Source organism: Actinokineospora auranticolor (assembly GCF_041897805.1).
GTDB classification, from domain to species: domain Bacteria; phylum Actinomycetota; class Actinomycetes; order Mycobacteriales; family Pseudonocardiaceae; genus Actinokineospora; species Actinokineospora auranticolor.
In genome coordinates this window covers 1,763,654-1,788,084 of sequence record NZ_CP154825.1, presented here as the reverse complement: position 1 = coordinate 1,788,084, position 24,431 = coordinate 1,763,654, and the positions used below count along the sequence as shown (strand labels likewise).

The 24,431-nt window shown below is 70.7% G+C and carries 23 protein-coding genes; 5 read left to right on the top strand and 18 right to left on the bottom strand.

Annotation, left to right across the window (positions count from 1 at the left end; genetic code table 11):
• Positions 1-21: 21 nt before the first annotated feature.
• Positions 22-1,002, top strand: coding sequence for a hypothetical protein (locus tag V5P93_RS08505; protein WP_104482065.1), 981 nt, complete (start codon positions 22-24; stop codon positions 1,000-1,002).
• 48 nt (positions 1,003-1,050) lie between these two features.
• Here the strand turns inward: V5P93_RS08505 and gatB are convergent, their stop codons facing one another.
• The 4 genes from gatB to gatC are packed head-to-tail and all read right to left on the bottom strand — an operon-like array spanning position 1,051 to position 4,560.
• Complete coding sequence (gene gatB, locus V5P93_RS08500; protein WP_104481975.1) at positions 1,051-2,553, bottom strand: Asp-tRNA(Asn)/Glu-tRNA(Gln) amidotransferase subunit GatB; 1,503 nt, start codon at positions 2,551-2,553, stop codon at positions 1,051-1,053.
• A complete protein-coding gene (locus V5P93_RS08495; RefSeq protein WP_104481974.1) occupies positions 2,550-2,747 on the bottom strand; it encodes a hypothetical protein in 198 nt (65 codons plus the stop codon). Before V5P93_RS08495 ends, gatB begins: the two co-directional genes overlap by 4 nt.
• A complete protein-coding gene (gene gatA, locus V5P93_RS08490; protein ID WP_104481973.1) occupies positions 2,747-4,264 on the bottom strand; it encodes an Asp-tRNA(Asn)/Glu-tRNA(Gln) amidotransferase subunit GatA in 1,518 nt (505 codons plus the stop codon). Before gatA ends, V5P93_RS08495 begins: the two co-directional genes overlap by 1 nt.
• Positions 4,261-4,560, bottom strand: coding sequence for an Asp-tRNA(Asn)/Glu-tRNA(Gln) amidotransferase subunit GatC (gene gatC, locus V5P93_RS08485; RefSeq protein WP_104481972.1), 300 nt, complete (start codon positions 4,558-4,560; stop codon positions 4,261-4,263). Before gatC ends, gatA begins: the two co-directional genes overlap by 4 nt.
• A 229-nt stretch (positions 4,561-4,789) precedes the next feature.
• On the opposite strand from gatC, the gene V5P93_RS08480 reads away from it, so the two are divergent.
• Positions 4,790-5,443, top strand: coding sequence for an amino acid-binding protein (locus V5P93_RS08480; RefSeq protein WP_104482064.1), 654 nt, complete (start codon positions 4,790-4,792; stop codon positions 5,441-5,443).
• Here the strand turns inward: V5P93_RS08480 and V5P93_RS08475 are convergent.
• Positions 5,440-6,162 carry a 3-keto-5-aminohexanoate cleavage protein gene (locus V5P93_RS08475; RefSeq protein ID WP_104481971.1) on the bottom strand — a complete coding sequence of 241 codons (723 nt, stop codon included), beginning with the start codon at positions 6,160-6,162 and terminating at the stop codon, positions 5,440-5,442. The genes V5P93_RS08480 and V5P93_RS08475 overlap by 4 nt on opposite strands.
• Before the next feature lie 205 nt (positions 6,163-6,367).
• Here V5P93_RS08475 and V5P93_RS08470 point away from each other — a divergent pair, with 205 nt between their 5' ends.
• A complete protein-coding gene (locus tag V5P93_RS08470) occupies positions 6,368-6,841 on the top strand; it encodes a hypothetical protein (RefSeq protein ID WP_104481970.1) in 474 nt (157 codons plus the stop codon).
• A gap of 848 nt (positions 6,842-7,689) precedes the next feature.
• Here V5P93_RS08470 and V5P93_RS08465 read toward each other — a convergent pair.
• From V5P93_RS08465 to V5P93_RS08430, 8 genes are all read right to left on the bottom strand, one after another.
• Positions 7,690-8,169 (bottom strand): GNAT family N-acetyltransferase, encoded by a 480-nt coding sequence (locus V5P93_RS08465; protein WP_104481969.1) that lies wholly within the window; start codon positions 8,167-8,169, stop codon positions 7,690-7,692.
• 551 nt (positions 8,170-8,720) lie between these two features.
• On the bottom strand, positions 8,721-10,913 hold the full coding sequence (gene ligA / locus V5P93_RS08460; RefSeq protein WP_219824134.1) for an NAD-dependent DNA ligase LigA: 2,193 nt from the start codon (positions 10,911-10,913) through the stop codon (positions 8,721-8,723).
• A 38-nt stretch (positions 10,914-10,951) separates the two neighbouring features.
• Positions 10,952-11,608, bottom strand: coding sequence for a hypothetical protein (locus V5P93_RS08455; protein ID WP_104481967.1), 657 nt, complete (start codon positions 11,606-11,608; stop codon positions 10,952-10,954).
• A 55-nt stretch (positions 11,609-11,663) separates the two neighbouring features.
• Positions 11,664-11,948: a MoaD/ThiS family protein gene (locus tag V5P93_RS08450; RefSeq protein ID WP_104481966.1), complete on the bottom strand. Its 285-nt coding sequence runs from the start codon at positions 11,946-11,948 to the stop codon at positions 11,664-11,666.
• Positions 11,949-13,046: a glycosyl hydrolase gene (locus V5P93_RS08445; protein ID WP_104481965.1), complete on the bottom strand. Its 1,098-nt coding sequence runs from the start codon at positions 13,044-13,046 to the stop codon at positions 11,949-11,951.
• 59 nt (positions 13,047-13,105) lie between these two features.
• Positions 13,106-13,852 (bottom strand): succinate dehydrogenase/fumarate reductase iron-sulfur subunit, encoded by a 747-nt coding sequence (locus V5P93_RS08440; protein ID WP_104481964.1) that lies wholly within the window; start codon positions 13,850-13,852, stop codon positions 13,106-13,108.
• Entirely contained in the window at positions 13,849-15,777 is a 1,929-nt protein-coding gene (locus V5P93_RS08435) for a fumarate reductase/succinate dehydrogenase flavoprotein subunit (RefSeq protein WP_104481963.1), read from the bottom strand. Before V5P93_RS08435 ends, V5P93_RS08440 begins: the two co-directional genes overlap by 4 nt.
• 5 nt (positions 15,778-15,782) lie before the next feature.
• Positions 15,783-16,496 (bottom strand): succinate dehydrogenase cytochrome b subunit, encoded by a 714-nt coding sequence (locus tag V5P93_RS08430; RefSeq protein ID WP_104481962.1) that lies wholly within the window; start codon positions 16,494-16,496, stop codon positions 15,783-15,785.
• Positions 16,497-16,567: 71 nt separating this feature from the next.
• Between V5P93_RS08430 and V5P93_RS08425 the strand changes: the two genes are divergently transcribed.
• Positions 16,568-17,500 carry a LysR family transcriptional regulator gene (locus V5P93_RS08425; protein WP_104481961.1) on the top strand — a complete coding sequence of 311 codons (933 nt, stop codon included), beginning with the start codon at positions 16,568-16,570 and terminating at the stop codon, positions 17,498-17,500.
• 397 nt (positions 17,501-17,897) lie between these two features.
• On the opposite strand, the gene V5P93_RS08420 is transcribed toward V5P93_RS08425, so the two are convergent.
• On the bottom strand, positions 17,898-18,935 hold the full coding sequence (locus V5P93_RS08420; RefSeq protein WP_104481960.1) for a methionine synthase: 1,038 nt from the start codon (positions 18,933-18,935) through the stop codon (positions 17,898-17,900).
• Between the two features lie 58 nt (positions 18,936-18,993).
• On the opposite strand from V5P93_RS08420, the gene V5P93_RS08415 reads away from it, so the two are divergent.
• Positions 18,994-19,896, top strand: a complete 903-nt coding sequence (locus V5P93_RS08415) for a serine/threonine dehydratase (protein WP_245931618.1) — start codon at positions 18,994-18,996, stop codon at positions 19,894-19,896.
• A 236-nt stretch (positions 19,897-20,132) separates the two neighbouring features.
• Here V5P93_RS08415 and V5P93_RS08410 read toward each other — a convergent pair whose 3' ends face one another.
• From V5P93_RS08410 to V5P93_RS08395, 4 genes are read right to left on the bottom strand one after another with little or no spacing between them, the layout of a single operon-like run.
• On the bottom strand, positions 20,133-21,320 hold the full coding sequence (locus V5P93_RS08410; RefSeq protein WP_374065716.1) for an IS4 family transposase: 1,188 nt from the start codon (positions 21,318-21,320) through the stop codon (positions 20,133-20,135).
• 47 nt (positions 21,321-21,367) lie between these two features.
• Positions 21,368-22,684, bottom strand: coding sequence for an ABC transporter permease (locus V5P93_RS08405; RefSeq protein WP_104483241.1), 1,317 nt, complete (start codon positions 22,682-22,684; stop codon positions 21,368-21,370).
• Positions 22,684-23,385 carry an ABC transporter ATP-binding protein gene (locus V5P93_RS08400; protein WP_104483246.1) on the bottom strand — a complete coding sequence of 234 codons (702 nt, stop codon included), beginning with the start codon at positions 23,383-23,385 and terminating at the stop codon, positions 22,684-22,686. The genes V5P93_RS08405 and V5P93_RS08400 overlap by 1 nt, the downstream gene beginning before the upstream one ends.
• A gap of 2 nt (positions 23,386-23,387) precedes the next feature.
• On the bottom strand, positions 23,388-24,389 hold the full coding sequence (locus V5P93_RS08395; RefSeq protein WP_104483240.1) for an efflux RND transporter periplasmic adaptor subunit: 1,002 nt from the start codon (positions 24,387-24,389) through the stop codon (positions 23,388-23,390).
• Positions 24,390-24,431: the final 42 nt, after the last annotated feature.

Sequence of the window (24,431 nt, the reverse complement as noted above, 5' to 3'; positions counted from 1 at the left end):
CGCGTGGCCTACAGTCCGGCCATGTACTTCGTATACCGGTCGCACTACGCGGGTTCGCTGAGCAAGGCGGTTCGGCGGTTGCCCGATCCGACCGTGCTCGCCTGGTTCCGACGGGGGTGGGCAGCCGAGGACCCCGAGGCCTGGGTCGAGGAGGAGTTGGGGACCGACGTCTACGGCCTCACCTCGATCTTCGACGCTGCCCGGGAAGCGGGGTTACCCCTGCCGGAAACCACGGACGAGCTGCGGGAATCCCTGCACGAACACCTCTACGTCGAGGGCGACGACGACTACATCCGGCTCGACGACCACAGCCTCCGGGTGCGGACCGACGACGACGAGGTCGAACTCGCCTACTTCTTCTTCGACGACAACGCCGTGGCCGCGGCACCCGAGCGCTTGGCCTACCTGCTGCACGAGTCGTGGCCGCTCCCCCACGGGATCGCCGCGTCCCAGTCGTTCGTGCCCGACGTCCCGGTCACCGTCGCCACCCCGGCCGCCAAGGGCAAAGCGACCACCTTCGCCGTCTTCCTCACCTTCCTCGACGGCGAAAGCCTTGCCCGCCAAGAGCCCCTGGCCTTCCCCGGCGTCGACCTGCTCGGCCTCGCCCGGCACCTGCGCGACGCCGACGTCCCCGACGACACCTGGCCGCCGGAACTCCACGTGCTGCGCGCCCTCATCGCCCCCGAGGACGAGACCATCGACCCGGCCCTGGAGCGCTGCAACCGCTGGCCCGGCTTCAACCTCAACGAGGAGCCCTGGTTGGCGCCGGTCGACCACCCCAAGGCGCTCGAACTCCTCGACTCCCCCGAGTTCGTCGACGGTCGCGACCCCGCCAAGTCGCTGCTGAGGGTCGACCCGCACCTCGCCCAGTTCGCCATGCACTGCAACGAGTCGTTCGGGTACCAGCAGTGGTTCCTGTTCGACTCCACCTGGGCCGCCGCCCACCCGGCGCTGGCCAACTCGCTGCTGCGGTACTCGCACCACTGGGACCCGCTGGACTGAGAACGGAAGGGGGCGCCCGAGTCCGGACGCCCCCTTCCACGAAAACCATCAGGCCCCGCAACGCTCCAGCACGAGTTCCCGGACCCGCTTGGCGTCGGCCTGGCCCTTGGTGGCCTTCATGACCGCGCCGACGATGGCGCCCGCGGCGGCGACCTTGCCCTCGCGGATCTTCCCGGCCACGTCCGGCTGGGAGGCCAGCGCCTCGTCCACCGCCGCGTACAGGGCGGAGTCGTCGGAGACGACCTTCAGGCCGCGCTTGTCCACGACCTCGTCCGGCTCGCCCTCGCCCGCCAGCACGCCGTCGACGACCTCGCGTGCCAGCTTGTTCGTCAGGGCGCCCTCGGCGACCAGCGCGATGACGCGGGCCACCTGGGCCGGGGTGATGTCCAGTTCGGACAGCTCGACGCCGCGGTTGTTGGCCTGCTGCGACAGGTACGACACCCACCACGACCGGGCCTCGGCGGGCGAGCTGCCCGCGGCGACGGTCGCGGCGACCAGGTCGACGGCCCCGGCGTTGATCAGGTCCCGCAGCTCCAGGTCGGTCAGCGACCACTCGGCCTGGATGCGCTTGCGGCGCTCGGCGGGCATCTCCGGGAGCGTGCCGCGCAGCTTCTCCACCCACTCGCGCGACGGGGCGATCGGCACCAGGTCGGGCTCCGGGAAGTACCGGTAGTCCTCCGAGGTCTCCTTGCGCCGACCCGCGCGGGTCGTGCCGGATGCCTCCTCGAAGTGCCGCGTCTCCTGCAGGATCGAGCCGCCGTCGACCAGGATCGCCGCCTGGCGGGTCATCTCGTGGCGCACCGCGCGCTCGACGCTGCGCAGCGAGTTGACGTTCTTGGTCTCCGTGCGGGTACCGAATTCGGTGGCGCCCTTGGGCATCAGCGACACGTTCGCGTCGCAGCGCAGTGAGCCCTGGTCCATCCGCACGTCCGAGACGTCCAGCGCCTTGAGCAGGTCGCGCAGGGTCGCCACGTACGCGCGCGCCACCTCCGGCGCCCGCGCGCCGGTGCCCTCGATCGTCTTGGTGACGATCTCGATCAGCGGCACCCCGGCGCGGTTGTAGTCCAGCAGCGAGTGCTCGGCGCCGTGGATGCGCCCGGTCGCGCCGCCGACGTGCAGCGACTTGCCGGTGTCCTCCTCCATGTGCGCGCGCTCGATGGCCACGCGCACGACCTCGCCGTCGTCGAGGGTGACGTCGAGCCAGCCGTTGAACGCGATCGGCTCGTCGTACTGGGAGGTCTGGAAGTTCTTCGGCATGTCCGGGTAGAAGTAGTTCTTCCGGGCGAACCGGCACCACTCGGCGATCTCGCAGTTGAGCGCGAGACCGATCCGGATCGCCGACTCCACCGCGATCTCGTTGACCACCGGCAGCGAGCCGGGCAGACCGAGGCAGGTCGGGCACACCTGGGTGTTGGGCTCGCCGCCGAAGACCGTGGGGCAGCCGCAGAACATCTTGGTGTGCGTCGACAGTTCGACGTGCACCTCGAGGCCCAGGACCGGGTCGAACCGGGTGAGGACCTCGTCGTAGTCGAGCAGTTCAGCCGTGCTCACTTGTCGCCCTTCCGGAACGCGCGCACCGCGATGAGCAGGCCGGTGGCCGCGACGATGATGCTGCCGACGGCGTTGACCAGCAGCAGCTTGTCCTTGTCCGCGCGGGCGGTGGACAGCCCGCGCGCGGCGCTGAAGCCCGCGGTGAGCGAGCTGACGATGCCGAACACGCCCTTGAACTTCTTCGAACCGGCCATCAGTGCGCGACCTCCAACTCGGGTACACGGGTGATCAGGGGACCGCCCTGGGCCGCGTTGCGCGCGACCTCGTAGGCGGCGGCGACGCGGTAGCCGCGGTGGTCCTGCAGCGCGGGCGACATGATCTGGAGCCCGACCGGCAGGCCGTCGTCGTCGGACAGTCCGCACGGGACGCTGAGCGCGGCGTTGCCCGCCAGGTTGGACGGGATGGTGCACAGGTCGGCCCGGTACATCGCCATCGGGTCGTCGGTGCGCTCGCCGATGCGGAACGCGGTGGTCGGCGTGGTCGGCGAGACCAGCACGTCCACCTTCGAGAAGGCCGCGTCGAAGTCGCGCATGATGAGCGTGCGGACCTTCTGCGCGGAGCCGTAGTAGGCGTCGTAGTAGCCCGCCGACAGCGCGTACGTGCCGAGCATGATCCGGCGCTTGACCTCGGCGCCGAAGCCCGCGGCGCGGGTCAGCGACATGACCTCCTCGGCGCTGCGGGTGCCGTCGTCGCCGACGCGCAGGCCGTAGCGCATGGCGTCGAAGCGGGCCAGGTTGGACGAGGCCTCGCTGGGCGCGATGAGGTAGTACGCGGGCAGCGCCAGCAGGAAGCTCGGGCAGGACACCTCGACGATCTCGGCGCCCAGCGCTCGCAGCTGCTCCACGGCGGCGTTGAACGCGGACAGCACACCCGGCTGGTAGCCGTCGCCGCCGAGTTCGGTGACCACGCCGACCCGCACGCCTGCGAGGTCGCCCGTGGCGCCCTCGCGCGCGGCGGCCACGACCGGCGGCACGGGCGCGTCGATGGAGGTGGAGTCCAGCGGGTCGTGCCCGGCGATGACCTCGTGCAGCAGCGCCGCGTCGAGCACGGTGCGCGCGCACGGCCCGGCCTGGTCCAAAGAGGACGAGAAGGCGACGAGGCCGTAGCGGGACACGGTCCCGTAGGTGGGCTTCACGCCGACCGTGCCGGTGACCGAGCCGGGCTGGCGGATCGAGCCGCCGGTGTCCGTGCCGATGGCCAGCGGCGCCTCGAAGGCGGCCAGCGCGGCGGAGGAGCCGCCGCCGGAGCCGCCGGGGATGCGGTCGAGGTCCCACGGGTTGCGGGTGACGCCGTACGCGGAGTTCTCGGTGGACGACCCCATGGCGAACTCGTCCATGTTGGTCTTGCCCAGGATGACCACGCCCGCGGCGAGCAGCCGCTGCGTCACGGTGGCGTCGTAGGGGGGCTGCCAGCCCTCCAGCATCTTCGACCCGCAGGTGGTCGGCGCGCCCTGCATGGTGAGCACGTCCTTGAGCGCCAGCGGCACCCCCGCCAGGGGTGAGGCGGGCGGGCGACCGGCGGCGACGTCCTCGTCCACCGCCTTGGCGGCCTGCAACGCGCGCTCGGTGTCGACGTGCAGGAAGGCGTGCACGGTCCGGTCCACGGCCTCGATGCGGTCCAGGTGGGCCTGGGCGACCTCGACGGCGGAGACCTCGCGGGCCTGGACCTTCGCGGCGATGTCGGCCGCGTCCAGGCGGGTCAACTCGGTCATGCTTCCTCCCCGAGGATCCGCGGAACGCGGAACCGGTCGTCCTCGGCGGCGGGCGCCGCGGCGAGGGCCTGCCGCGGTGTCAGCCCGGGGCGCGCGAGGTCGCGGCGGAACACGTTGGTCAGCGGCACGGCGTGCGAGGTCGGCGGGATGTCCTGCCCCGCGACCTCACCGACCTGGGCCACCGCGGCCACGATCTGGTCGAGCTGACCTGCGAACAGGTCCAACTCGTCTTCGGTGACGGCCAGCCTGGCCAGTCGGGCGAGGTGGGCCACCTCGTCACGGGAGATGCTGGGCACTCGACGAACCCCCGGGGTTGTCTCCTGACAGGAACCCCGCGAGTCTATTTCGCCTGCCCCCGCCGCCCCGAACGGGTTGTTCCGCGCGGCTCGCGGTGCTAAACCGGTGCCCGATCCCACGATTGGTGGCAGCCCGCACGGCCGCGGTCTGGTCTGCGACAATCGGCGGTCGGCAGAGGGCGCGGGCGACGAGGTTCCGCGCGCGGGGCTAGTGCGGGAGGCGTTCGCCTTGTCGTTCCTGATCCGGGTCCAGCTCCCGGACAGCCCAGGCACCCTGGGCGCGGTCGCGACCGCGCTGGGTGCGATCGGGGCCGACATCCTCAGCGTCGACGTGGTCGAGCGCGCGGGCGGGATCGCGATCGACGACCTGGTGGTGGAGTTGCCCAGCGGGCGGCTCCCGGACGTGCTGATCACCGCGGCGGAGTCGATCGCGGGCGTGGAGGTCGACGCGGTCCGGCCGTACGCGGGCGTGCTCGACACCCACCGCGAGCTGGAGCTGGTGGAGGACGTCGCGGCCGAACCGGCCGACGGCCTGGCCATCTTCGCCGGTGGCGTACCGAAGATCATCCGAGCGGGCTGGGCGCTGATCGTCGGCCCGGGCCAGGACGGCGCGCACTGCCTGGCGGCGAGCACGGCGGCCCCCGAGATCCGCACGATCGACCTGCCGTGGATGCCGCTGGCGCGGGCCACCGTGCTCGACGGCGAGGAGTCGTGGGTGCCCGCGACCTGGCGGGAACTGGGCACCGAACTGGCCGCGACCCCGCTGGGCAAACCCGATCGGGTGCTGTTGGTGGGACGACCGGGTGGCCCGATGTTCCGCGCGGCCGAGGTCGCGCGGTTGGCGCACCTGGCCGGGATCGTGTCGGTCGTGCTGCCGGACTAGGCGTCCAACGCCGCTCGGACGAGGGCGGTGTTGTCCGGGGCCCGCGTGCCGTCGGGCAGGTCGAGGGTGTCCTCCAGTCCGATCCGGGTGGCTAGTCCGCGGTTGTTGGCCTCCGCGAGCACGGTCCACGCGGAGTCGCCTTCGCCGTGCAGGAGGACGGGGAGCGTCACCCAGGAGAGCGCGTCCAGCAGCTCCCCGGCCGCTTCCGCCGCCTCGCCGGGCTCGGTCGGCTGGACCTCGGCGAGCACCCGGACGGCGCCGGGCGGGAGGCCGCGGTCGCGGAGGGTGCGCGCGGCTCCGGGGTCGTAGACGCCGAGTTCGACCTCCACACCGGCCTCGTGGGCCGCCGCGCAGACCTCCCACCAGCCGGGTTCGTGCACGTTGACCGACGCGAAGTCCGGCCGTCCGGCCGCCAAGGCGACCCAGCCCGCGACGAGGGCGGCCCGGCGCCGCGGGTCGGGCACGATCCATGCCCCCGTCGTCACCCCGACAGCCATCGCGGGCGCCACGGCCCGCACGGCGGCCACGGTGCCCGCCAGTTCCGAGCCGACCAGGGTCTCGGCGCCCGCCGCGTCCCGGGGGTGCAGGTGCACCGCGTCGACACCGAGTTCGGCCACCTCGGCGGCGGCGCGGGCCACCTGCCAACCGGTGATCGGGACGGCGGGGTGGTCGGTTGTGGACCGTGTGCCGTTGAGGCAGGCCTGAACGGTGCGGGGCATGCCTCGAAGTGAACCACGGGCCCGGGGGCCCCGGCTGCGGCCGCAATACGCCTCGCCCGGCGGTAGCGAGACCCACAAAGGACCCACTTTCGTGGTCACCCGAACGAACACACCTCACTCAGACGGCTGCCTTTTCGGCCCGCCAAGTGGTCAGACTGTGATCGCGGCGAGACCCGCTCTCCGCCACCGAGAGGGAGGACGCAACATGGTCACCGGCAAAGTCCTGGGCGCGCTCACCGGCGCGACGATCGCGGTGGTGGGCCTGACCCCCACGGCGTCGGCGGAGGTCGCCGCGGCGGCCGCCTGCCAGCACACCAGCGGCGGCGGAACCACGGTCTCGCGCGCCCCGGTCCCGGGCTACGGCGAAATCCAACTCTGCCGCGACGGGGACTACCGGTACTGGGGGTTCCTGGTGCTGAACAACCCGCCGTCGGTCAGCCAGTACGGACAGGCCTACCTGCGGCGGTACCGCAACAGCGTGCCGTACCCGGACACGGACTTCACGTGCGACAGCGCGGGCGGCAACGGCAAAATCCTGCCCGTCCCACCGCAAACCCGCTGCTGGACCCCCAAACTCGACGGCGCCGCTGGCGTCTACACCTTCGAAGCCGAGGGCCGCGTCTACAGCAGCCACACCGGCACCGTCCTGTCCCGCGGCTACACCGCCCGCACCCGCTGACCCTGTCGCCAGGGCCCGCCCCGGACCCCTGGCACCTTCGAGGCGCTTCAATCGAACACACACCTCGACGACAACCGCGCTTCAACTTGTCCAGCACACGCATGCCCCCCCGCATCCTGCGGACACCGTTCGAGCCAACCAGAAGGAGCACGGACGGAAGCCGCGAAGACAACGCCGCCTTCGCGATCGAGGAGCCGTTTCCGCCGCAGCCCTCGGCCCATCACGGACGAAGGCCGGGCAGGTCACACCTTGGCACACCGCCTGTCCGGACCAGCAGGCAGTTGTCAAACGCCCGGACACATTCGGATGCGGTCCGACGAACCGAGCCACCGCTTGTCACCCGATCAAGATCGTGCGGCGCCGATCGCTCTCCTGCGCCAGTCGAACAGATCCCCTTGCGGTCCCTTCGACCCGGTGCAGGACACCCACAGCCGATGTACCCCCGGGCTCCGCGGCTCCAGCCCTTCGACTCGTCGCAGGACCAGACATCGCACAGCCACCCAGGCCAGACGCCCGTCCAGGGTGCGCACGGACCGCCACCGCCCCCAAGCGGGGCGCGCCTCGCGGAAGAACAACTCCAGACGGGAAGCCCAAACCTGGAACCGATTCCGCGTCTTCGGTGTGCCGACACCACCACCGAACGGCACAAACGGATACGACCCGACGATCCGGACCACCGCGCAACTGTTCACCCGCCCCAACGCCGCGAGCACAGTCCCCGCCCTTCCCCTGGGGGTCAGCCCTGCTCCAGTTTATCGGCGTTGGGGCAGGGGAAAGGGGGCGCGGAATCCTGTGGACAGGGTCGGGGCATGGGGATAAGTCGGTGGTGGAGGCAAGATCAAAGTGGGTCAGATGTCCAGGGCGTAGGCGATGAGGAGGACGTCGGGGCCCGGGCGCCAGTCGCGGGTGGGGAGGCGGGTGAAGCCGAGGCGGTCGTAGAGGCGGTGGGAGGCCTTCATGTCCGTGGGGCTGCACAGGACGACTCGGGTCAGGCCCAGTTCCGCGGCTCGGTCTATGACGGCTCGGACGAGCAGTTCGCCGACGCCCCGGCCGCGGGCCTCGGCGGTGACGGCGAGCATGCGGAACTCCAGTTCGCCCTCCCGCGAGATCTCCGCGTACGGGGTGCCCGGTAGGGCGATCGTCACGGTGCCGACCAGGCAGCCGTTCGGGTCGACGGCCACCAGCAGTTCCGCCGACCGCAGGCGCGAGCCCGCGTCGGCCAGGGTGCTGGTGTAGCCACCCCCGCTGGTCGGGTACCCCGCCGACCGGTACGCCTCGACGGTCAACGCCCCCACGCGCCGCACCTCGTCGGAGCGCGCGGGTCGCACCGAAATGCCAGCCACCTCAGCCAACGCCTGTCCCTTCGCCTCGTGCCGTGCCCACCGCTGCCCCCCGACGCACGCCGAGGCCGCCCGACGCCCCCACGCCCGGCTGCCACCCCGACCGGCCCTCACCCCGGTCACGCAGGATGAACTCCGCCACGCACGGTGACGTCGTCTGCCATCCCGCTCTTTTGTCCTACACCATCCCTACCGGGAAAACCACGGCCGAACGCGCCGGACCCCGGCGTTCGGCTGAACGGGTGGCGTGGTCACCGGATCCACCCACAGGAGATTCACGTGCGGGTCGTGATCGGGGATCATTCGCATATCGGTTCCGCGTCCGGCGATCCCGGCGCCCCGATCAGCCTTTTACGCCGCGACGAGCCCCTACCGCGCGCGAGACCACCGCTCCCCGACCACCGGCCCGATCCGAATGGCGCAATGCGGTGCGACGTTTTCTCCCGCGTTCGCGAAACCGCGACATCGGCGCGATTGCGTTCGCGCGTGCACCATTACCGAGCGCGCCAAGAAACAGCGTGGTCTGGTTGTTTCTGGACTCAACTGTTTTCCGCGATCTCCTCCTCGACGGCCTTCCCCGACGACTCGTCGCCCGCGTCCGGGTCGCCGATCGTGGCCACGGCGGTCGCGGCCTCCGGGCCGTCGGTCAACAGGAGGCGGAAGCCGTCCTCGTCGAGCACCGGGACCTTGAGCTGGACGGCCTTGTCGTACTTGGACCCGGGCGCGTCGCCGACCACCACGAACGCGGTCTTCTTCGACACCGACCCCGACGCCTTGCCGCCCCGGGCGATGATGAACTCCTTGGCCTCGTCCCGGGAGTACGTGGTCAGGCTGCCGGTGACGACGATCGACATCCCCTCCAGCGTGCGCGGCGTGCGTTCGTCGCGCTCGTCGACCATGCGCACACCCGACTCCCGCCAACGTCGCACGACCTCGCGGTGCCAGTCGACGTCGAACCACTCCCGGACCGCCCTGGCGATCGTCGGGCCGACCCCCTCGGTGTCGGCCAACTGCTGCTCGTCGGCGGCGTCGACGGCGTCGAGCGCGCCGAACTCCAGCGCCAGGGCCTGGGCCGCGGTCGGGCCGACGTGCCGGATCGAGAGCGCGACCAACACCTTCCACAGTGGACGGTCTTTGGCCAGCTCCAGATTCGCCACCAGCTTGCGCCCGTTGGCCGAGAGCTCACCCGCTTTGGTGCGGAACAGGTCCACCCGCCGCAACGCGTCCTCGTCGAGGTCGAACACCTCGCCCTCGTCGGTGATCACACCGGAGGACAGCAGCGCGCCCGCGGCCTCCCAGCCCAGGCCTTCGATGTCGAAGGCGCCGCGGCCCGCGAGGTGGAAGATGCGCTCGCGCAGCTGCGCCGGGCAGGTGCGCGCGTTGGGGCAGCGGATGTCCGCGTCGCCCTCTTTCTCGTACGCCAAGGTCGTGCCGCAGACCGGGCACTCGGTGGGCATCTCGAACTCGCGCGCGTCCGCCGGTCGGGCGTCGACGACCGGCCCCAGCACCTCGGGGATGACGTCGCCCGCCTTGCGGATGACCACCCGGTCGCCGATCAGCACACCCTTGCGCTTGACCTCGCTCGCGTTGTGCAGGGTGGCCATCTCGACCGTGGACCCCGCGACCTTCACCGGCTCCATCACCGCGTACGGCGTGACCCGCCCGGTGCGGCCGACGTTGACCCGGATGTCGAGCAGCGTGGTCGTGGCCTCCTCCGGCGGGTACTTGAACGCGATGGCCCAGCGCGGCGCCCGGGACGTGCTGCCCAACCGGCGCTGGAGGGTGACCTCGTCGACCTTGACGACCACGCCGTCGATCTCGTGGTCGGCGTCGTGCCGGCGCTCGCCCCAGTACCGGATGTGCTCGGCCAGCTCGTCGGCCGACGCCAGCAGCTTGGTGTGCCGCGACACCGGCAGCCCCCAGGCCGCTAGCGCGCGGTACGCCTCGGACTGCGACACCGGCTCGAACCCGACGCGCTTGCCGAAGCCGTGGCAGATCATGTGCAGGTCCCGGCTCGCGGTGACCTTCGGGTCCTTCTGGCGCAGCGAGCCCGCGGCGGTGTTGCGGGGGTTCGCGAACGGCGGCTTGCCCTCCTCGACCAGGCGGGCGTTCAACTCCAGGAAGTCCTCGACGCGGAAGAACACCTCGCCGCGGATCTCCACCAGCTCCGGGACGGGGAACTCCTCGGTGCCGGTCAGCCGGTCGGGCACGTCGGACATCGTGCGCACGTTCAGCGTGACGTCCTCGCCGACGCGCGCGTCGCCGCGGGTCAACGCGCGGGTGAGCTTGCCGTGCTCGTAGAGCAGGTTGATGGCCAGCCCGTCGATCTTCAGCTCGCACAGGTAGTGCGCGGCGTCGCCGACCTCCTTGGTGACCCGGTCCACCCAGGAACCGAGGCCGTCGAGGTCGAAGGCGTTGTCCAGGCTGTACATCCGCTCCAGGTGCGCCACGGCGGCGAACTCGGTGGAGAAGGTGCCGCCGACCCGCTGGGTGGGCGACTCCGGGGTGACCAGCGCCGGGTGCGCGGCCTCGATGGCCTGCAACTCGCCGAGCAGCTCGTCGAACTGGCCGTCGGAGATGATCGGCGAGTCCAGCACGTAGTAGCGGAACTGGTGCCCCAGCACCTCTTCCGCGAGCGCCTGGTGGCGCTCGCGGATGTCGGTGGGGACGTCCTCCAGCCCCTCGGCGTCGGTTACGGCGAGGTCTGGCGGGAGTTCCTCAGCACTGGTCACACGAGCAGAGTAACGAGGACCACTGACAATTCCTCACCTCACTCGGGCAGCCTGTGGACGAGTTCTCGCAGCTCAAGCAGGTCGATGGTGTCGGCGGGCAGGTGCTGGGCCGTCTCCACCCGGCGCAGCCGCCGCCCGGCCAGCCGCTCACCCAGCGTGGCGTCCAGCGGCAGGAAGGTCATCGCCGAGCGGGTGGCCGGGTCGAGGTCGGCGAGCAGCGGGTGGTGCACGGCCACGTCGACGACCCCGGCCTCGGTGTCGACCTGCGCGTGCACGCGGACGTCGGCCAGCGCCAACCGGTGCGGGCCCAGGTTGACCGTGACGCCGGTGGGGTCGGGCACGGGCGGCACGGAGTCGTGGAACTCCCAGACGGCGTCGTCCGGCGGTGCGGCGGCCTTCCACGCGTCGGTGTACGCCCGCAGCGCGGGGTCCTCCTGGCCGGAGACGACCAGGGCGTAGATGGCCCGGCCGCCGCGGTCGAGGGCGAAGTGCAGGTCCGGGTGCACGGCGGCGACGAGGTCGCACAGCAGCCCCTCGACCCGCTGCGGCTCGGCGTCGCCCAGGGCGGCGGCGATCTCCGGCAACGCCGCGAACCACCCGGCCCAGAACCGCTCGGCCCGCCGCTCCGGCGTCTCGACCGCACCCTGGACGGGTGGGATCCGGACTCGGTTGGGGCGGCGGCGGAACAGGCGCATGCCACCATCCTGGCCCGGTGTCGCCGACCGCGGCGTGAATCACCCGATCCGGTGGCTATCCGCCGGCCACCGACGGGATCAGCTCGATCCGGGTGTCCGGGGTGATCGGCGCGTCGCCGCCACCGAGGCGGCGGGACTCCTCGCCGTCGATGAAGAAGTTGACGTGGCGGCGTAAGGCGCCCGTCTCGTCGCGGATGCGGCGGGACAGGTCGGGGTAGCGGGCGGCGATGACGTCCAGGATGTCGTTGAGGGTGGTTGGCGCGGGGATGTCCACCTCCAGCGTGGTGCGCCCACCCGCGCGCGGGTGCAGGGCGGCCGGGAGCACGACCGTGACGGGCATCTAGATCACCGCTGCCCGTACGGAGAACACGTCCGGGAGGTGAGCCGCCACCCGGGTCCAGTGCTCGCCCTCGTCGCGGCTCGCGTAGACCTCGCCGCAGCGGGTGCCGAAGTACACGCCCGCTGTCTGCGCGTTGTCGACGCACAAAGCGTCGCGCATGACCGCGCTCCAGTAGCCCTCCGACGGCAGACCTTCCGTCAACGCGCGCCATGTGGCACCCGCGTCGTCGCTGCGGTACACGCGGCAGCGGCCGTCCGGCGGGAACCGCATCGCGTCGGCCACGAGCGGGAACGTGTAGATGGTGTCCGGCTTGTGCGGGTGGACCACCATGGGGAAGCCGAAATCGCTGGGCAGGCCGTCGGCGATCGACTGCCACGTGCGGGCGCCGTCGTCGCTGCGGTACACGCCGTGGTGGTTCTGCGCGAAGAACCGCTCCGGCCGGTCGGGGTGTTGGGCGATCTTGTGCACGCACTGGCCGAACTCCGGGTAGGGGTCGGGCATGAAGTACGCCGAGATGCCCTGGTTGCTCGCGCCGAAGGACCTGCCGCCGTCCTCGGTGACGTAGACGCCGCCGGTGGACATGGCCACGGTGACGCGCCCGGCCTCGCGCGGGTGCGGGAGGACCGAGTGCACGGCCTGACCGCCGAACCCGGGCATCCAGTGCTCCCGGTGCGGGTGGTCCCAGAGGCCGCGCACGAACTCGTAGGTGAGTCCGCCGTCTTCGGAGCGGAAGAGCGCCGAGGGCTCCACCCCCGCGTAGACGACGTCCGGCTCGTCCACCGGTCCGGGCGCCAACTGCCACACCCTGGCCAGCGCGGCGCCGGTGTCGGTCGGGAAGGCGACCGGGGCGTGGTCCGGTTCGGTCCAGGTCCGGCCGAGGTCGTCGCTGACGGCCACGCTCGGGCCCCAGTGCTCGGACGTGATGCCGACGAGCAGCCGCGGTGTCGCGCGGCGGGTGTCGATGGCGACCGCGTAGACGTCCGTCATCGCGTGGTGCGGACCGGTTACCTCCCAGTCCACACCGGAGCCCGTGGCGAGGAACAGGCCCTTCCGCGTCCCTATCGCGACCAGCACCTGCTGCGTGTTCGACGTGTCCATCAGCGCACCTCCGAAAGTGATGCGCGCCACGGTACGCCGGGGGACCGACAAGAACCCGTTCAGCTCGAACGCGCGACCGCCGAGAGCACGTCGTGGTTGAGCCGGGCGATGGTGTCGAGCGGGATCCCCTTGGGACACACGGCGGTACATTCGCCGGTTTGCGTACAACCGCCGAACCCCAGGTCATCCTGGGCGCGAACCATGTCCAGGGCACGCGAACGGCGTTCAGGTTGCCCCTGTGGCAGCACCCCGAGGTGGGTCACTTTGGCGGCGGTGAACAGCATCGAGGACCCGTTGGGGCAGGCCGCGACGCAGGCGCCGCAGCCGATGCAGGCGGCGGCCTCGAACGCGGTGTCGGCGGCGGGTTTGGGCACCGGGACGGCGTGCGCGTCGGGCGCGGCACCGGCCTGCACGGAGATGTAGCCACCCGACTCGATGACGCGGTCCAGCGCCGACCGGTCGACGACCAGGTCCCGCACCACCGGGAAGGGTGCGGCGCGCCACGGCTCGACCACGATGGGTTTGCGGGGGTCGAAGTGGCGCATGTGCAGCTGGCAGGTCGTAGTGGCCTTCTCGGGGCCGTGGGCGACACCGTCGATCATCACGCCGCACGCGCCGCAGATGCCCTCACGGCAGTCGTGGTCGAACGCGACGGGGTCCTCTCCTTGGAGCAAGAGGCGTTCGTTGAGCACGTCGAGCATTTCCAGGAACGACATGTCCGCGCTGATGTCGTCGACCGTGTACTCCACCAGCCGTCCCGGCACGGTAGGGCCGTCTTGGCGCCATACGCGCAAGGTGTACTTCACTTGTAGCTCCTCACACTCGGGCGCACGGTGTCGAACACCAGTTGTTCCTTGTGCAGCACGGGCGGCTCCCCCACACCCGCGAACTCCCAGGCCGCGACGTACGAGAAGTGCTCGTCGTCGCGTCGAGCGTCACCTTCGGCGGTCTGGCTCTCCGCGCGGAAATGGCCGCCGCAGGACTCCGTGCGGTGCAGGGCGTCGACGCACATCAGCTCCGCCAGTTCCAGGAAGTCGGCTACGCGCCCGGCCTTCTCGAGAGTCTGGTTGAGGGCGCTGCCGGATCCGGTGACCTTCACTCGTCGCCAGAACTCGTCTCTTAGCGACGGTATGCGCTCGAGCGCTTTGCGTAGTCCTTCTTCTGACCGTTCCATGCCGCAGTGATCCCACATGAGCCTGCCGAGTTCGCGGTGGAAGGACTCGGGTGTGCGGTCACCGTCGACCGACAGCAGGGCGGCGATTCCGGCGCGCACGCCGTCTTCGGCGTCATGGAGGTCGCGGGGGTCGACGGCGCCGAAGGGTCCGTCGGCGAGGTAGTCGCCGATGACGGCGGGGAGGACGAAGTAGCCGTCGGCGAGTCCCTGCATGAGGGCACTGGCACCCAGGCGGTTGGCGCCGTGGTCGGAGAAGTTGGCTTCACCGATGACGAAGAGGCCCGGGATGGTGCTGCGCAGGTCGTAGTCGACCCAGAGGCCGCCCATCGTGTAGTGCACGGCGGGGTAGATGCGCATCGGCACGGCGTAGGGGTCCTCGTCGGTGATGCGTTGGTACATCTCGAAGAGGTTCCCGTATCGCGCGGCGACGGCGGCGCGGCCGAGGCGGGAGATCGCGTCGGCGAAGTCCAGGTAGACGCCAAGGCCACCCGGTCCGACACCGCGTCCCGCGTCGCAGACGGCTTTGGCCGCGCGGGAGGCGATGTCGCGTGGGACGAGGTTGCCGAAGCTGGGATAGATGCGCTCCAGGTAGTAGTCGCGTTCCGCCTCGGGGATGTCGCCGGGTGCGCGGTCGTCGCCCGCGCGCGCCGGTACCCACACCCGGCCGTCGTTGCGCAGGGACTCGCTCATGAGCGTGAGCTTGGATTGGTGATCGCCGCTAACCGGGATGCAGGTTGGGTGGATCTGCGTATAGCAAGGGTTTGCGAAGAGGGCGCCGCGGCGGTGCGCGCGCCAGATCGCGGTGGTGTTACAGCCCTTGGCGTTGGTGGAGAGGTGGAAGACGTTGCCGTAGCCGCCGGTCGCCAGTACCACGGCGTCGGCCAGGTGCGTAGTGATCTCACCGGTCACCAGGTCTCGGACAACGACACCACGCGCACGACCGTCCGAGACCACGAGGTCGAGCATCTCCGTGCGCGGATGGGAGGTGACCCGGCCCGCGTGGATCTGCCGCGCAAGCGCTTGATACGCGCCCAGCAGGAGTTGCTGGCCGGTCTGTCCGCGGGCGTAGAAGGTGCGGGAGACCTGGGCGCCGCCGAAGGAGCGCGTGTCCAGCAGTCCGCCGTATTCGCGCGCGAAGGGCACGCCTTGCGCCACGCACTGGTCGATGATGCTGGTGCTGACTTCCGCCAACCGGTGCACGTTGGACTCTCGTGAGCGGAAGTCGCCGCCCTTGACGGTGTCGTGGAAGAGGCGGTGGACGCTGTCACCGTCACCGGCGTAGTTCTTGGCCGCGTTGATGCCGCCTTGCGCGGCGATGCTGTGCGCGCGCCTCGGGCTGTCTTGGTAGCAGAAGGACAACACGTTGTAGCCGAGTTCGGCGAGGGTCGCCGCAGCGGACCCACCGGCCAGACCGGTACCCACTACTACGACGGTCAACTTCCGGCGGTTGGCGGGGTTGACCAACCGCGCGGCGAACCGGCGGCGTTCCCACCTGGTCTCGATAGGGCCGTCCGGGGCACGGGTGTCGGCAATCGGGTCACCGTCGACGTAGAGCACCGGAGTCACCTCACGAATCCGAAGAAGACAGAGAACGGAACGGCCAAGAAGCCGACGGTTACCACTACCGCGAGCACAAGGGCCACGGTCTGCGCATTGCGCACCGTGCCACCGAGGCTGCGCACGGCGCTCCACAGGCCGTGGCGCAGGTGGAAGCCCAGCGCGACCACCGCGAGCGTGTAGGCGAGCACGACGTACCAGTGCTGGAAGTCCGCCACCACGTTGGCGTGGATGTCGCCATCGACGCCGTGCGGGTTGAGCACGCCCGCGGTGAGGTCGAGCAGGTGGTAGACGACGAACAGGGCCAGGATCACCCCGCCCCAGCGCATCGTGCGGGCCGCGTAGCCGCCCTGCACGCGGGGCCGTTTCGCGTACCCGACCGGCCGAGCCTTGCGGGCGCGTCGCGCCAGCTGCACGGCGGCAGTGCCGTGCAACACGACCGCGAGCAGCAGCACCACGCGGACGACCCAGACGAGGCCGCCGTACCCGAGGACCGGGGTGAGGAACTCGCGCAGGAAGACGCCGTATCCGTTGATCGAGTCGGGTCCCCCGAAGAACTTCAGGTTGCCCGCCATGTGCACGACGACGTAAGAGAACAGCACGGCCCCGGTGACGGCCATCACCGCCTTCTTACCGACGGTCGACGACCACAGCCTCCCGGCCTTGGTACGCGGAACCCGTTGCGGTGTCTGAGGTTCCCGCTCGGTGGTCACAGCCATGCCGCCACGCTAAGAGCCGTTGCGACAAGTCGTCCAATACATGAATCCACTCAGCTCGATAGCCTGGGGCTATGACGCTGCAGCAGCTCGTGTACTTCCTGGCGGTGGCCGAGACCCGGCACTTCACCCGGGCGGCCCAGCGCGCGCATGTGGCGCAGCCCTCACTGAGCAAGCAGATCCAGAGCCTGGAAACCGAACTGGGCGCGTCCCTGTTCACCCGGTCGAGGGGCAACGTGGCGCTGACCGCGGCGGGCGAGGCGCTACTGCCCGTCGCCAAGCGCATCCTGTCCGATGTGGACACCGCGCGGCTGGAGGTGGCCGAACTGGTGGGCCTGCGCCGCGGCCGGATCCGCCTGGGCGCCACCCCGAGCGTGTGCGTCGGCGTGCTGGCCGACGTCCTGCGCCGCTACCACGACCGCTACCCGGGGGTGCGCCTGCTGGTGGAGGAGGGCGGCTCGCGCGACCTGACGGCGGCGCTGCTGGGCGGGGAACTGGATCTGGCCCTGGTGATCGTGCCACCCCAGGGGATCGGGAGCGCGCTGACCATGACGCCTGTGCTGCGGGAGCAGCTGATGGTGGCCTCGTCGGCGGCGGAACCGGCCCCCACCGACCGGGACACGATCCGCCTGGAAACCCTCCGCGACCACCGGCTCGTCATGTTCCGCCAGGGCTACGACCTCCGCGAAACCACCCTCCACGCCTGCCGGGAAGCGGGCTTCGAACCGCGACTGGCGGTGGAGGGCGGCGAAATGGACGCCGTCCTGCGCTTTGTCGAAGCGGGCCTAGGCGTGGCGGTGGTCCCCAGCCTGGTCCTCCCCGGCCGCCCCGGCCTACGCGCGACCCCACTCGCGGGCCCCAGCATCCGCCGCACGATCGCCCTGGCCCACCGCACCGACGCCCCACCCACAGCCGCCGCCCGCGCGTTCCGCTCCACCCTCCTGGGCCACATCGACGGCCTGGTCGCCGCCAACGCCCTACCACCAGGCGTCGAACCCCTGCGCTAGACAACTCGCCGCTTTCCGCCGAGCGGTCGCGGTGGCCTCGCCGACCTTGGTGGGGATGCTCAAACGGCGTTCCCCCGACCGCAGCTGCCCCTGGCCGCCAGAGGTCCTTCCCGAGAACACCGCTCAACCGGCACCGACGGCCCGGCAACCGCCAACGCCTTACCATCGGACTTCGAGCCCCGCGCTAGACCATCCCCTGGTCAGAACCCTTTTCCTGCCCCGACCACACCTCGCACAGCCCCCGCCCTTCCTCTGGGGGGACAGCCCTGCTCCAGCCTATCGGCGATGGGGTGGCCGGGAAGGGGCGGCGGAATCCTGTGGACGAGTTCGTGGCATGTGGACAACCCGGGACGGCCAACCAAGATCGAAAAGGCCGGAGCAGCGGAATGCGGTGGTCCTACCAGGAAGCTGGTGGCTCGACGAACGCCTTGCCGACCTCACGGACCAGGGCCATCGCCCGGCGCGACCACTTGGCCGAGGCGGTGGTGAGGCCGCAGGTGGGGGTGGCGACCGCGCGGTCGGCGAGGATGCTTCGGGGGAAGCCGAGGCGGTCCACCAGGCGCAGGGCGGGGGTGGCGACTTGGCGGAGGTCGACGGGGGTGGTCGGGTCCGTGCTGGGGACGGTGCCCAGGAAGAAGACCACGCCCGCGTCCCAGGTCTCGCCGATCTCGTCGAGGCGGGCGGCGGAGACCCCGCCCAGCAGGGTCGCGTCGACGGCGATCGCGTCCGCGCCCGTGTCGCGCAGTAGCGCGATCGGGGGGTCGCCCGCGCAGCAGTGGGCGATGACCGGCTGACCCGAAGCGCTCTTCGCGGCCGCCACCAGCGTCGACAGCACCTCGCGGGCCTCCGGCTCGGGCACCGCGGGCACCATGCCGTAGCCCGACGGCGTCGGCAGGCTCCCCGCGAGCACGGCGGGCAGCCCGGGCTCGTCGAGCTGGACCACGACCTGGGAACCCGTCCGCCGACGCACCTCGGCGACGTGCCGGGTCAGCCCCTCGGCCAGCGACTCGGTGACGTCCTTCAGCGCGCCCGGGTCGGTCAGCACCCGGTGCCCACGCGGCAGCTCGACGCTCGCCGCGAGCGTCCACGGGCCCGTGACCTGCACCTTCAGCAGCGGCGGCGGTGTCCCGAGCCGCCCGATGGCCTCCTCGATGGCGTCGAGGTCGCGGCGCAGCAGGTCGACGGCCCTGCGGTGGTCGATGCCGGGGCGCGCGGTGACCCGGTAGCCGGACGGCACGACCTCGACGGCGATGTCGACCAGCAGACCGGCCGCCCGACCGATCATGTCCGCGCCCTGCCCGCGCGCGGGCAGCTCGGGCAGGTGCGGCAGGTCGGGCAGCTCCCCGAGCACGGTCGTGGCGGCTTCCAGGGCGTCCGTACCGGGCAGCGCGCCGATGCCGGTCGCGGTGCCGGGCGGCCAAGGTGGCGTCGTCACACCCGCCAGTGTGGTGGATGGCCGCGACCGGCCGCGCGGTGCCCTAGTGTCGGGTGGCGTGAACCGGCCCATCACCTCCGCCGATGTCGCGGCCGCCGCGGCGCGGATCGCCCCCTACGCCCGTCGCACGCCGATCATGCGGACCGAATTGGACGGTCGACCGGTGGTGCTGAAGTTGGAGTACCTCCAGCGCACCGGCTCGTTCAAGCTCCGTGGCGCCCTCAACGCCCTCCTGGGCGGGGATAGGCCTACCCACGTCGTGACGGCCTCGGGCGGTAACCACGGCGTGGCGGTCGCGACGGCCGCGAGCCTGCTCGACCTCCCGGCGACGGTATTCGTACCCGAACAAGCACCCCTGTCGAAGACACGGCGTATCGAAGCGGCGGGCGCCAAACTTGTCCGACATGGTGCCTCTTACGCGGAAGCGTCCGCAGCGGCTCTTAACGAAGCCCGTGAAACCGGCGCCCTTTATGTCCCGGCCTACGACAACCCGCTGGTCGTCGCCGGACAGGGAACCTGCGCGGCGGAAGCCGTCGCCGACGCACCGGACATCGACACGGTGGTGGTCGCGGTAGGCGGCGGTGGGCTCGCTGCGGGCACGGTGGTTGGTAGCGGTAAACCGGTGGTCGTAGTGGAACCGGAAAACTGTCGCGCCTTGCACGACGCGTTGGCGGCGGGCAAGCCCGTGGATTCTGTAGTGGACTCCGTCGCCTCCTCAGCCCTGGGAGCGACCCGCGTAGGCACCGTGCCGTTCGCCGTCGTCCAGGCCGGTGCCGCGACGTCCGTCCTGGTCAGCGACGCCGAGCTGCTGGCCGCCCGCGACCGGTTGTGGGAGGAGTTCCGGATCGCTGCCGAACCCGCCGCCGCGGTACCGCTGGCGGCCTGGCTCGCCGGGCGCGTACCCGGCGAGCTGGCCTGCCTCGTCATCTGCGGCGCGAACAGCGACTGGGTACCCGCCTAGGCGCAATGCCGGTCGGTTAGGTGGTTTCGGCTGGTCGGCGGCGGTGTCGGGTCTTGCTGGGCGGGGTGAGGGTGATGTTCGAGTGGGGTGGTCGGCTGTTTCGGAGTTGTTGTCGGTGTCGTGCGCGTTTGATCGGGAAGTTGCTCATTTTCCGTTTGATCACCCGCGGGTAGCTCCGGTGGCGGCGTTCCGGGTTGATCTCGCTGCCGACCTCGATCAGCAACATCCGATAGTGGTCATCGCTGTGCGTGAGGGGGGAAAGATCCCGGTGTCCAGATACGGGACCGGATGACGCGTACCGTGTTTTTGTGTGAGATCCGATCAGGATCGAGCTTCGCGTGATCGGCGGCGTCGACCTGCACACACATCGTGGCGTAGTGCACCGCCAGATGCGCCCAGAACTCCTGCCGTACCCCGTCGGGCGATTTCGACCGGAAGATCTTCTCGGTATTGAGTTGGACACTCTTGATCTGTTTGAGGAAGCCCTCGATGTCCCACCGTTCGTGATAGAGCGCGGCCAGTTCCTTCGCGGGCGCCAGAAGCGGGTCCAGGATCGTGGTCACCAACCGATACACCTCCTCCGTCCACGGCAATCGGTACTCGATCAGCCGTAGCCGGAAAGATGGTTGGCCCGAACTCCTCGGCGGGGTGATCTCGGCGATACAGGAACCGTCCGATAGTCTCTCCACCGGCCGTGGGGCGAGGTTCGCGGTCACTCTCCACAGCAGGTCGGCGCCGGTATCCACGGCCTTGGCCCAGCGACGGGACGAGTAGATGTGCCGGTCGGCCAACACCAGCATGCCCGGCCGCAATGAAGAGAACATCTCCTCGATCAACATCGTTTCCGCGGCGGCATAGCCATCCATCCGGGCATCGAATACCGCGTGGGTTCCCAACTCGACCACACACGCCGCTTGAATCTGAGGATACGCCGTCTTTCCCTCGCCGCGCCCTGAACCGGGTCGCCCGAACTCGCGATCGTTCTCCTCGGTATCCGGCACCGTGAACGTCGTCCCGTCAACCGCCGTCAACAACCAATCCCCATACCACGCGCCTATCGTCTCCCGGCACGCTCTCGGTCGTATCACCGCCCGCACCGCGGTCTCCATCGGCTCCGAACCCAGACGACGACGAGCATCACCGATCGAACCGGTCGTCGGTACCCGATAGCCCTGCCCTCCACGACCGAACGCCGACATGAGAATCTTCATCGTCGACCGGTACGACTCATTCGGGAAAAGACACAAAGCAAGCGTGAAATAGAAGACCAACCGAGCAGGCAATGCGCGGGTCCGCTGTTCCCGACGCCAATACTGGTCAATGACCCGATCGACCAACTCCACCGGAAACGTCCGAGTCAGCACACCAACCGCAGCCCGGTCGGCCAGACCGCCGCCCTCGCGCACACCCAACCCAAGATCCACCACCGCAGGCTACAGCCCCGCCATGACCTAACCGACCGGCATTGCGCCTAGGCGCGCATGACCGTGGCGATCGGGATACGGGCCGCGCGGATCGCGGGCAGCAAACCGCCCAACACACCCGCCGCCACACCCGCGGCCACCCCGGCGACCCCCGCCTCCCAGGGGAACTGGACGCCTTGGAGCTCCGGTCTACGGCTACCGAACATGCTCGACACCAACTGCAACCCCAAAGCCCCGGCCCCCACGGCGGCGCCCGCGGTGAGCAGACCGATGATCAGAGTCTCGGCCAGCACCACCCCGCCCAACAACAACCGCGGCATCCCGACCGCGCGGCGGAGCGCGAACTCCTCCACCCGTTCGCCGACGGTCGCCAACCCGACGTTGAGGATGCCCGCCACGCCGATGAGCAGCACCAGCGCGGCCATGCCCAGGAAGATCCAGCTCATCAGGTCCAGCTGGGCACCGATGTGCTCACGGGCGTTCACGACGTTGCGGTACAGCGGTTGGTGCGCGCCGAGCGCGTTCAGCCGGGCCTCCAGCCGCTGGACGACCGGCTCCCCCGACGGGCTCAGGTACAGGCTGAAGTACTGGTCCCCGGTCTCCTGCGGCGTCCACATCGCCAGCTCGTCGGACCGCACGTAGACGGTCGGGAACTGCTGGCCGTCGTGGACCGTGCCGACGATGTGCGGCGTGGAGTTGGCCGTGCCGCTCGGTCCGCCGACCCCCATCGACGCACCCAGGCGCATCTCCGCGGGCACCTGGTACTGCCGGAAGGCGAGCGCGGCCTCCCGGTTGAGCACCAGCCCCGGCGACAGCGACGGCGCGCCGGCGAAGTCCAGCCAGGACCCGGATTCCACCTGGAACGGCCGGAACGACCGGATGTCGCCGGAAAGCCCGACCAGCTGCACCTCGATGGCCTGCCCGCGCGGCGCCACCGGCCCGTCGGACACCGCCATGCAGCGGCCTTGGTTGTCGCAGAACATCGGCACGGCCGAGGAACCCTGGTCCGCCCACTTCAGCGGCGTGGCACCGGGGTTGATCGGGGTCAGGCCGGGTTCGCCGACGGTCGCCTGGAACGACGACACGGCCACCACGCCGGACTGGTCCGCCAGCACCTCCCGCACCAGCCGCGCCTGCTCGGGGTTGGCCTGCAGGCTGACCTGGATGGTGCCGTCCTTGCCCGCGGTCAGCTCGATGTCGGCGAGCAGCGCCCGGTTCGCCAGCACCGACCCGGCCTGCACGGTGACCACGGCGAGCACGCCGAGGAACAGGCTGACCATGGACAGGAACGTGCGCAGCTTGCGGGCCCGGATGCCCTGGCCGCCGATGACCAGCGCGGAGCGGAACCGACCGGAGAGCGCCATCAGCTGAACACCCCCTGCCGCTCCGGCACCAGCGCGCCGTCGGTCAACCGGACCACGCGGCCCATGCGGTTGGCGTGCGCGTGGTCGTGGGTGACCAGGATCAGCCCGCAGCCGCGGTGCGTGGCCGCGTGCAGCACGTCGATCACCAACGCCCCGGTCTCGGTATCCAACGCGCCGGTCGGCTCGTCGGCGAGCAGGATCCTGGGCTCCCGCACCAGGGCGCGGGCGATGGCCACCCGCTGCTGCTCGCCGCCGGAGAGCCGGGACGGCCGGTGCTTGGCCAGGTGCGCGATGCCAACCAGGTCGAGCGCCGCCATCACTTTGGCCCGGCGCTTGCGGCGCGGCAACCAGCCCTGCCCGTTCACCAGCGCCATCGACACGTTCTGCATCGCGGTGAGGTGCTTGAGCAGGAAGAAGCGCTGGAACACGAACCCGAACTCGGCGCTGCGCAGCTTGGCCGCGCGGCGCTCGCGGATGCGGGCGATGTCGTTGCCGTGCAGCAGGTACTGGCCCGTGTCCGGGCGGTCGAACAGGCCGATGAGGCTGAGCAGGGTGCTCTTGCCGGAACCGGACCGGCCGAGGATGGCGACGCTCTCCCCCGGGTGCACCGTCAAGTCCACGCCGGAGAGGATCGACCGCGGCTCCCCCTGGCCCTTCAGCGTCTTGGTGACGCCGGAAAGCTGCACCAGTGGCGCGTTCACGGTCACTTCCCCGGGGTCGCGTTCGGGTCCTGGGCCGGGGGCAGGTTCGGCCCGGGCACGGCCAGCTTCTCGGTGCCGGTCAGCCCGGACTTGATCTCCACCACGCGGCCGTCGGTCAGCCCGAGGGTCACGTCCTTGGTCTGCCGGGCGCCGTCGGGGCCGAGCACATCGACCTTGCCCTGCCCCTGCTTGCCCGCCACGGCCTCGACCGGGGCGACCAGGGCCTGCTTGGCCTGCCCGGTGACCACCTCCAGGGTGGCGTCAGCGCCGTTGATCAGCTGGATGCCCGCGGGCGCGGTGCAGACCAGGCGCATGCCCGTGGCCTCGGACGGCGTCCGGGAGTCCTTAGCGGGCTGGTTCGGCTGCTGCTGCGGGACCGGCGGGGGTTGGGACGGGTCGCCGGGCTTGGGCTCGGTCTGCGGCTGGGCCGGCGGTGCCGGGGGCTCCGGGATGGTGCCCGGCGGCAGCGCGGCGGTGGTGCCCAGGACCGCGCAGTCGAACGGCCCGGGGCCGCTGGTGATCTGCGCGCGGACCACGGCGGGGCCGCCGGTCAGCGCGTAGGCCTGGGCACCGTCGATGTCGGCGACGATGCCGTAGCCGCCGTACTTGGCCGAGACGACGGGCATCCCGGCGGTCACGTCGGCCCGGTCGTCGACCAGGCGTCCGGCGAAGGTGGACCCGGCCGGGACGTCGATGGTGGTCGACTTGCCGCCGGCCCACACCGCGCCCGCCCTGGTGGGCTTGGTCGGCGTGCCTTTCTGGTCCTTGACCTCGACGTAGCGGATCTGACCGCCCGCCGGGGCGACCAGTCCGAAGATCGGGTTGAGCGTCACCTTGCCCTTGAGGCTGACCTTGTTGGTCAGGTCCTGGCGGGTGAGCGAAGCGGTTGTCATGGTGGTGCCGCGCTCGGCGAGCTCGGGCACGGGCGTGCTGGCCGTCGTGGCCGAACACCCCGCCACCACTGCGGCACTGGCCAGCCCAGTGAGGATCAGACGTGTGTTCACCGGCGTCCCCCTGTCGATGCGAACCGGTATCGACTCGGACTA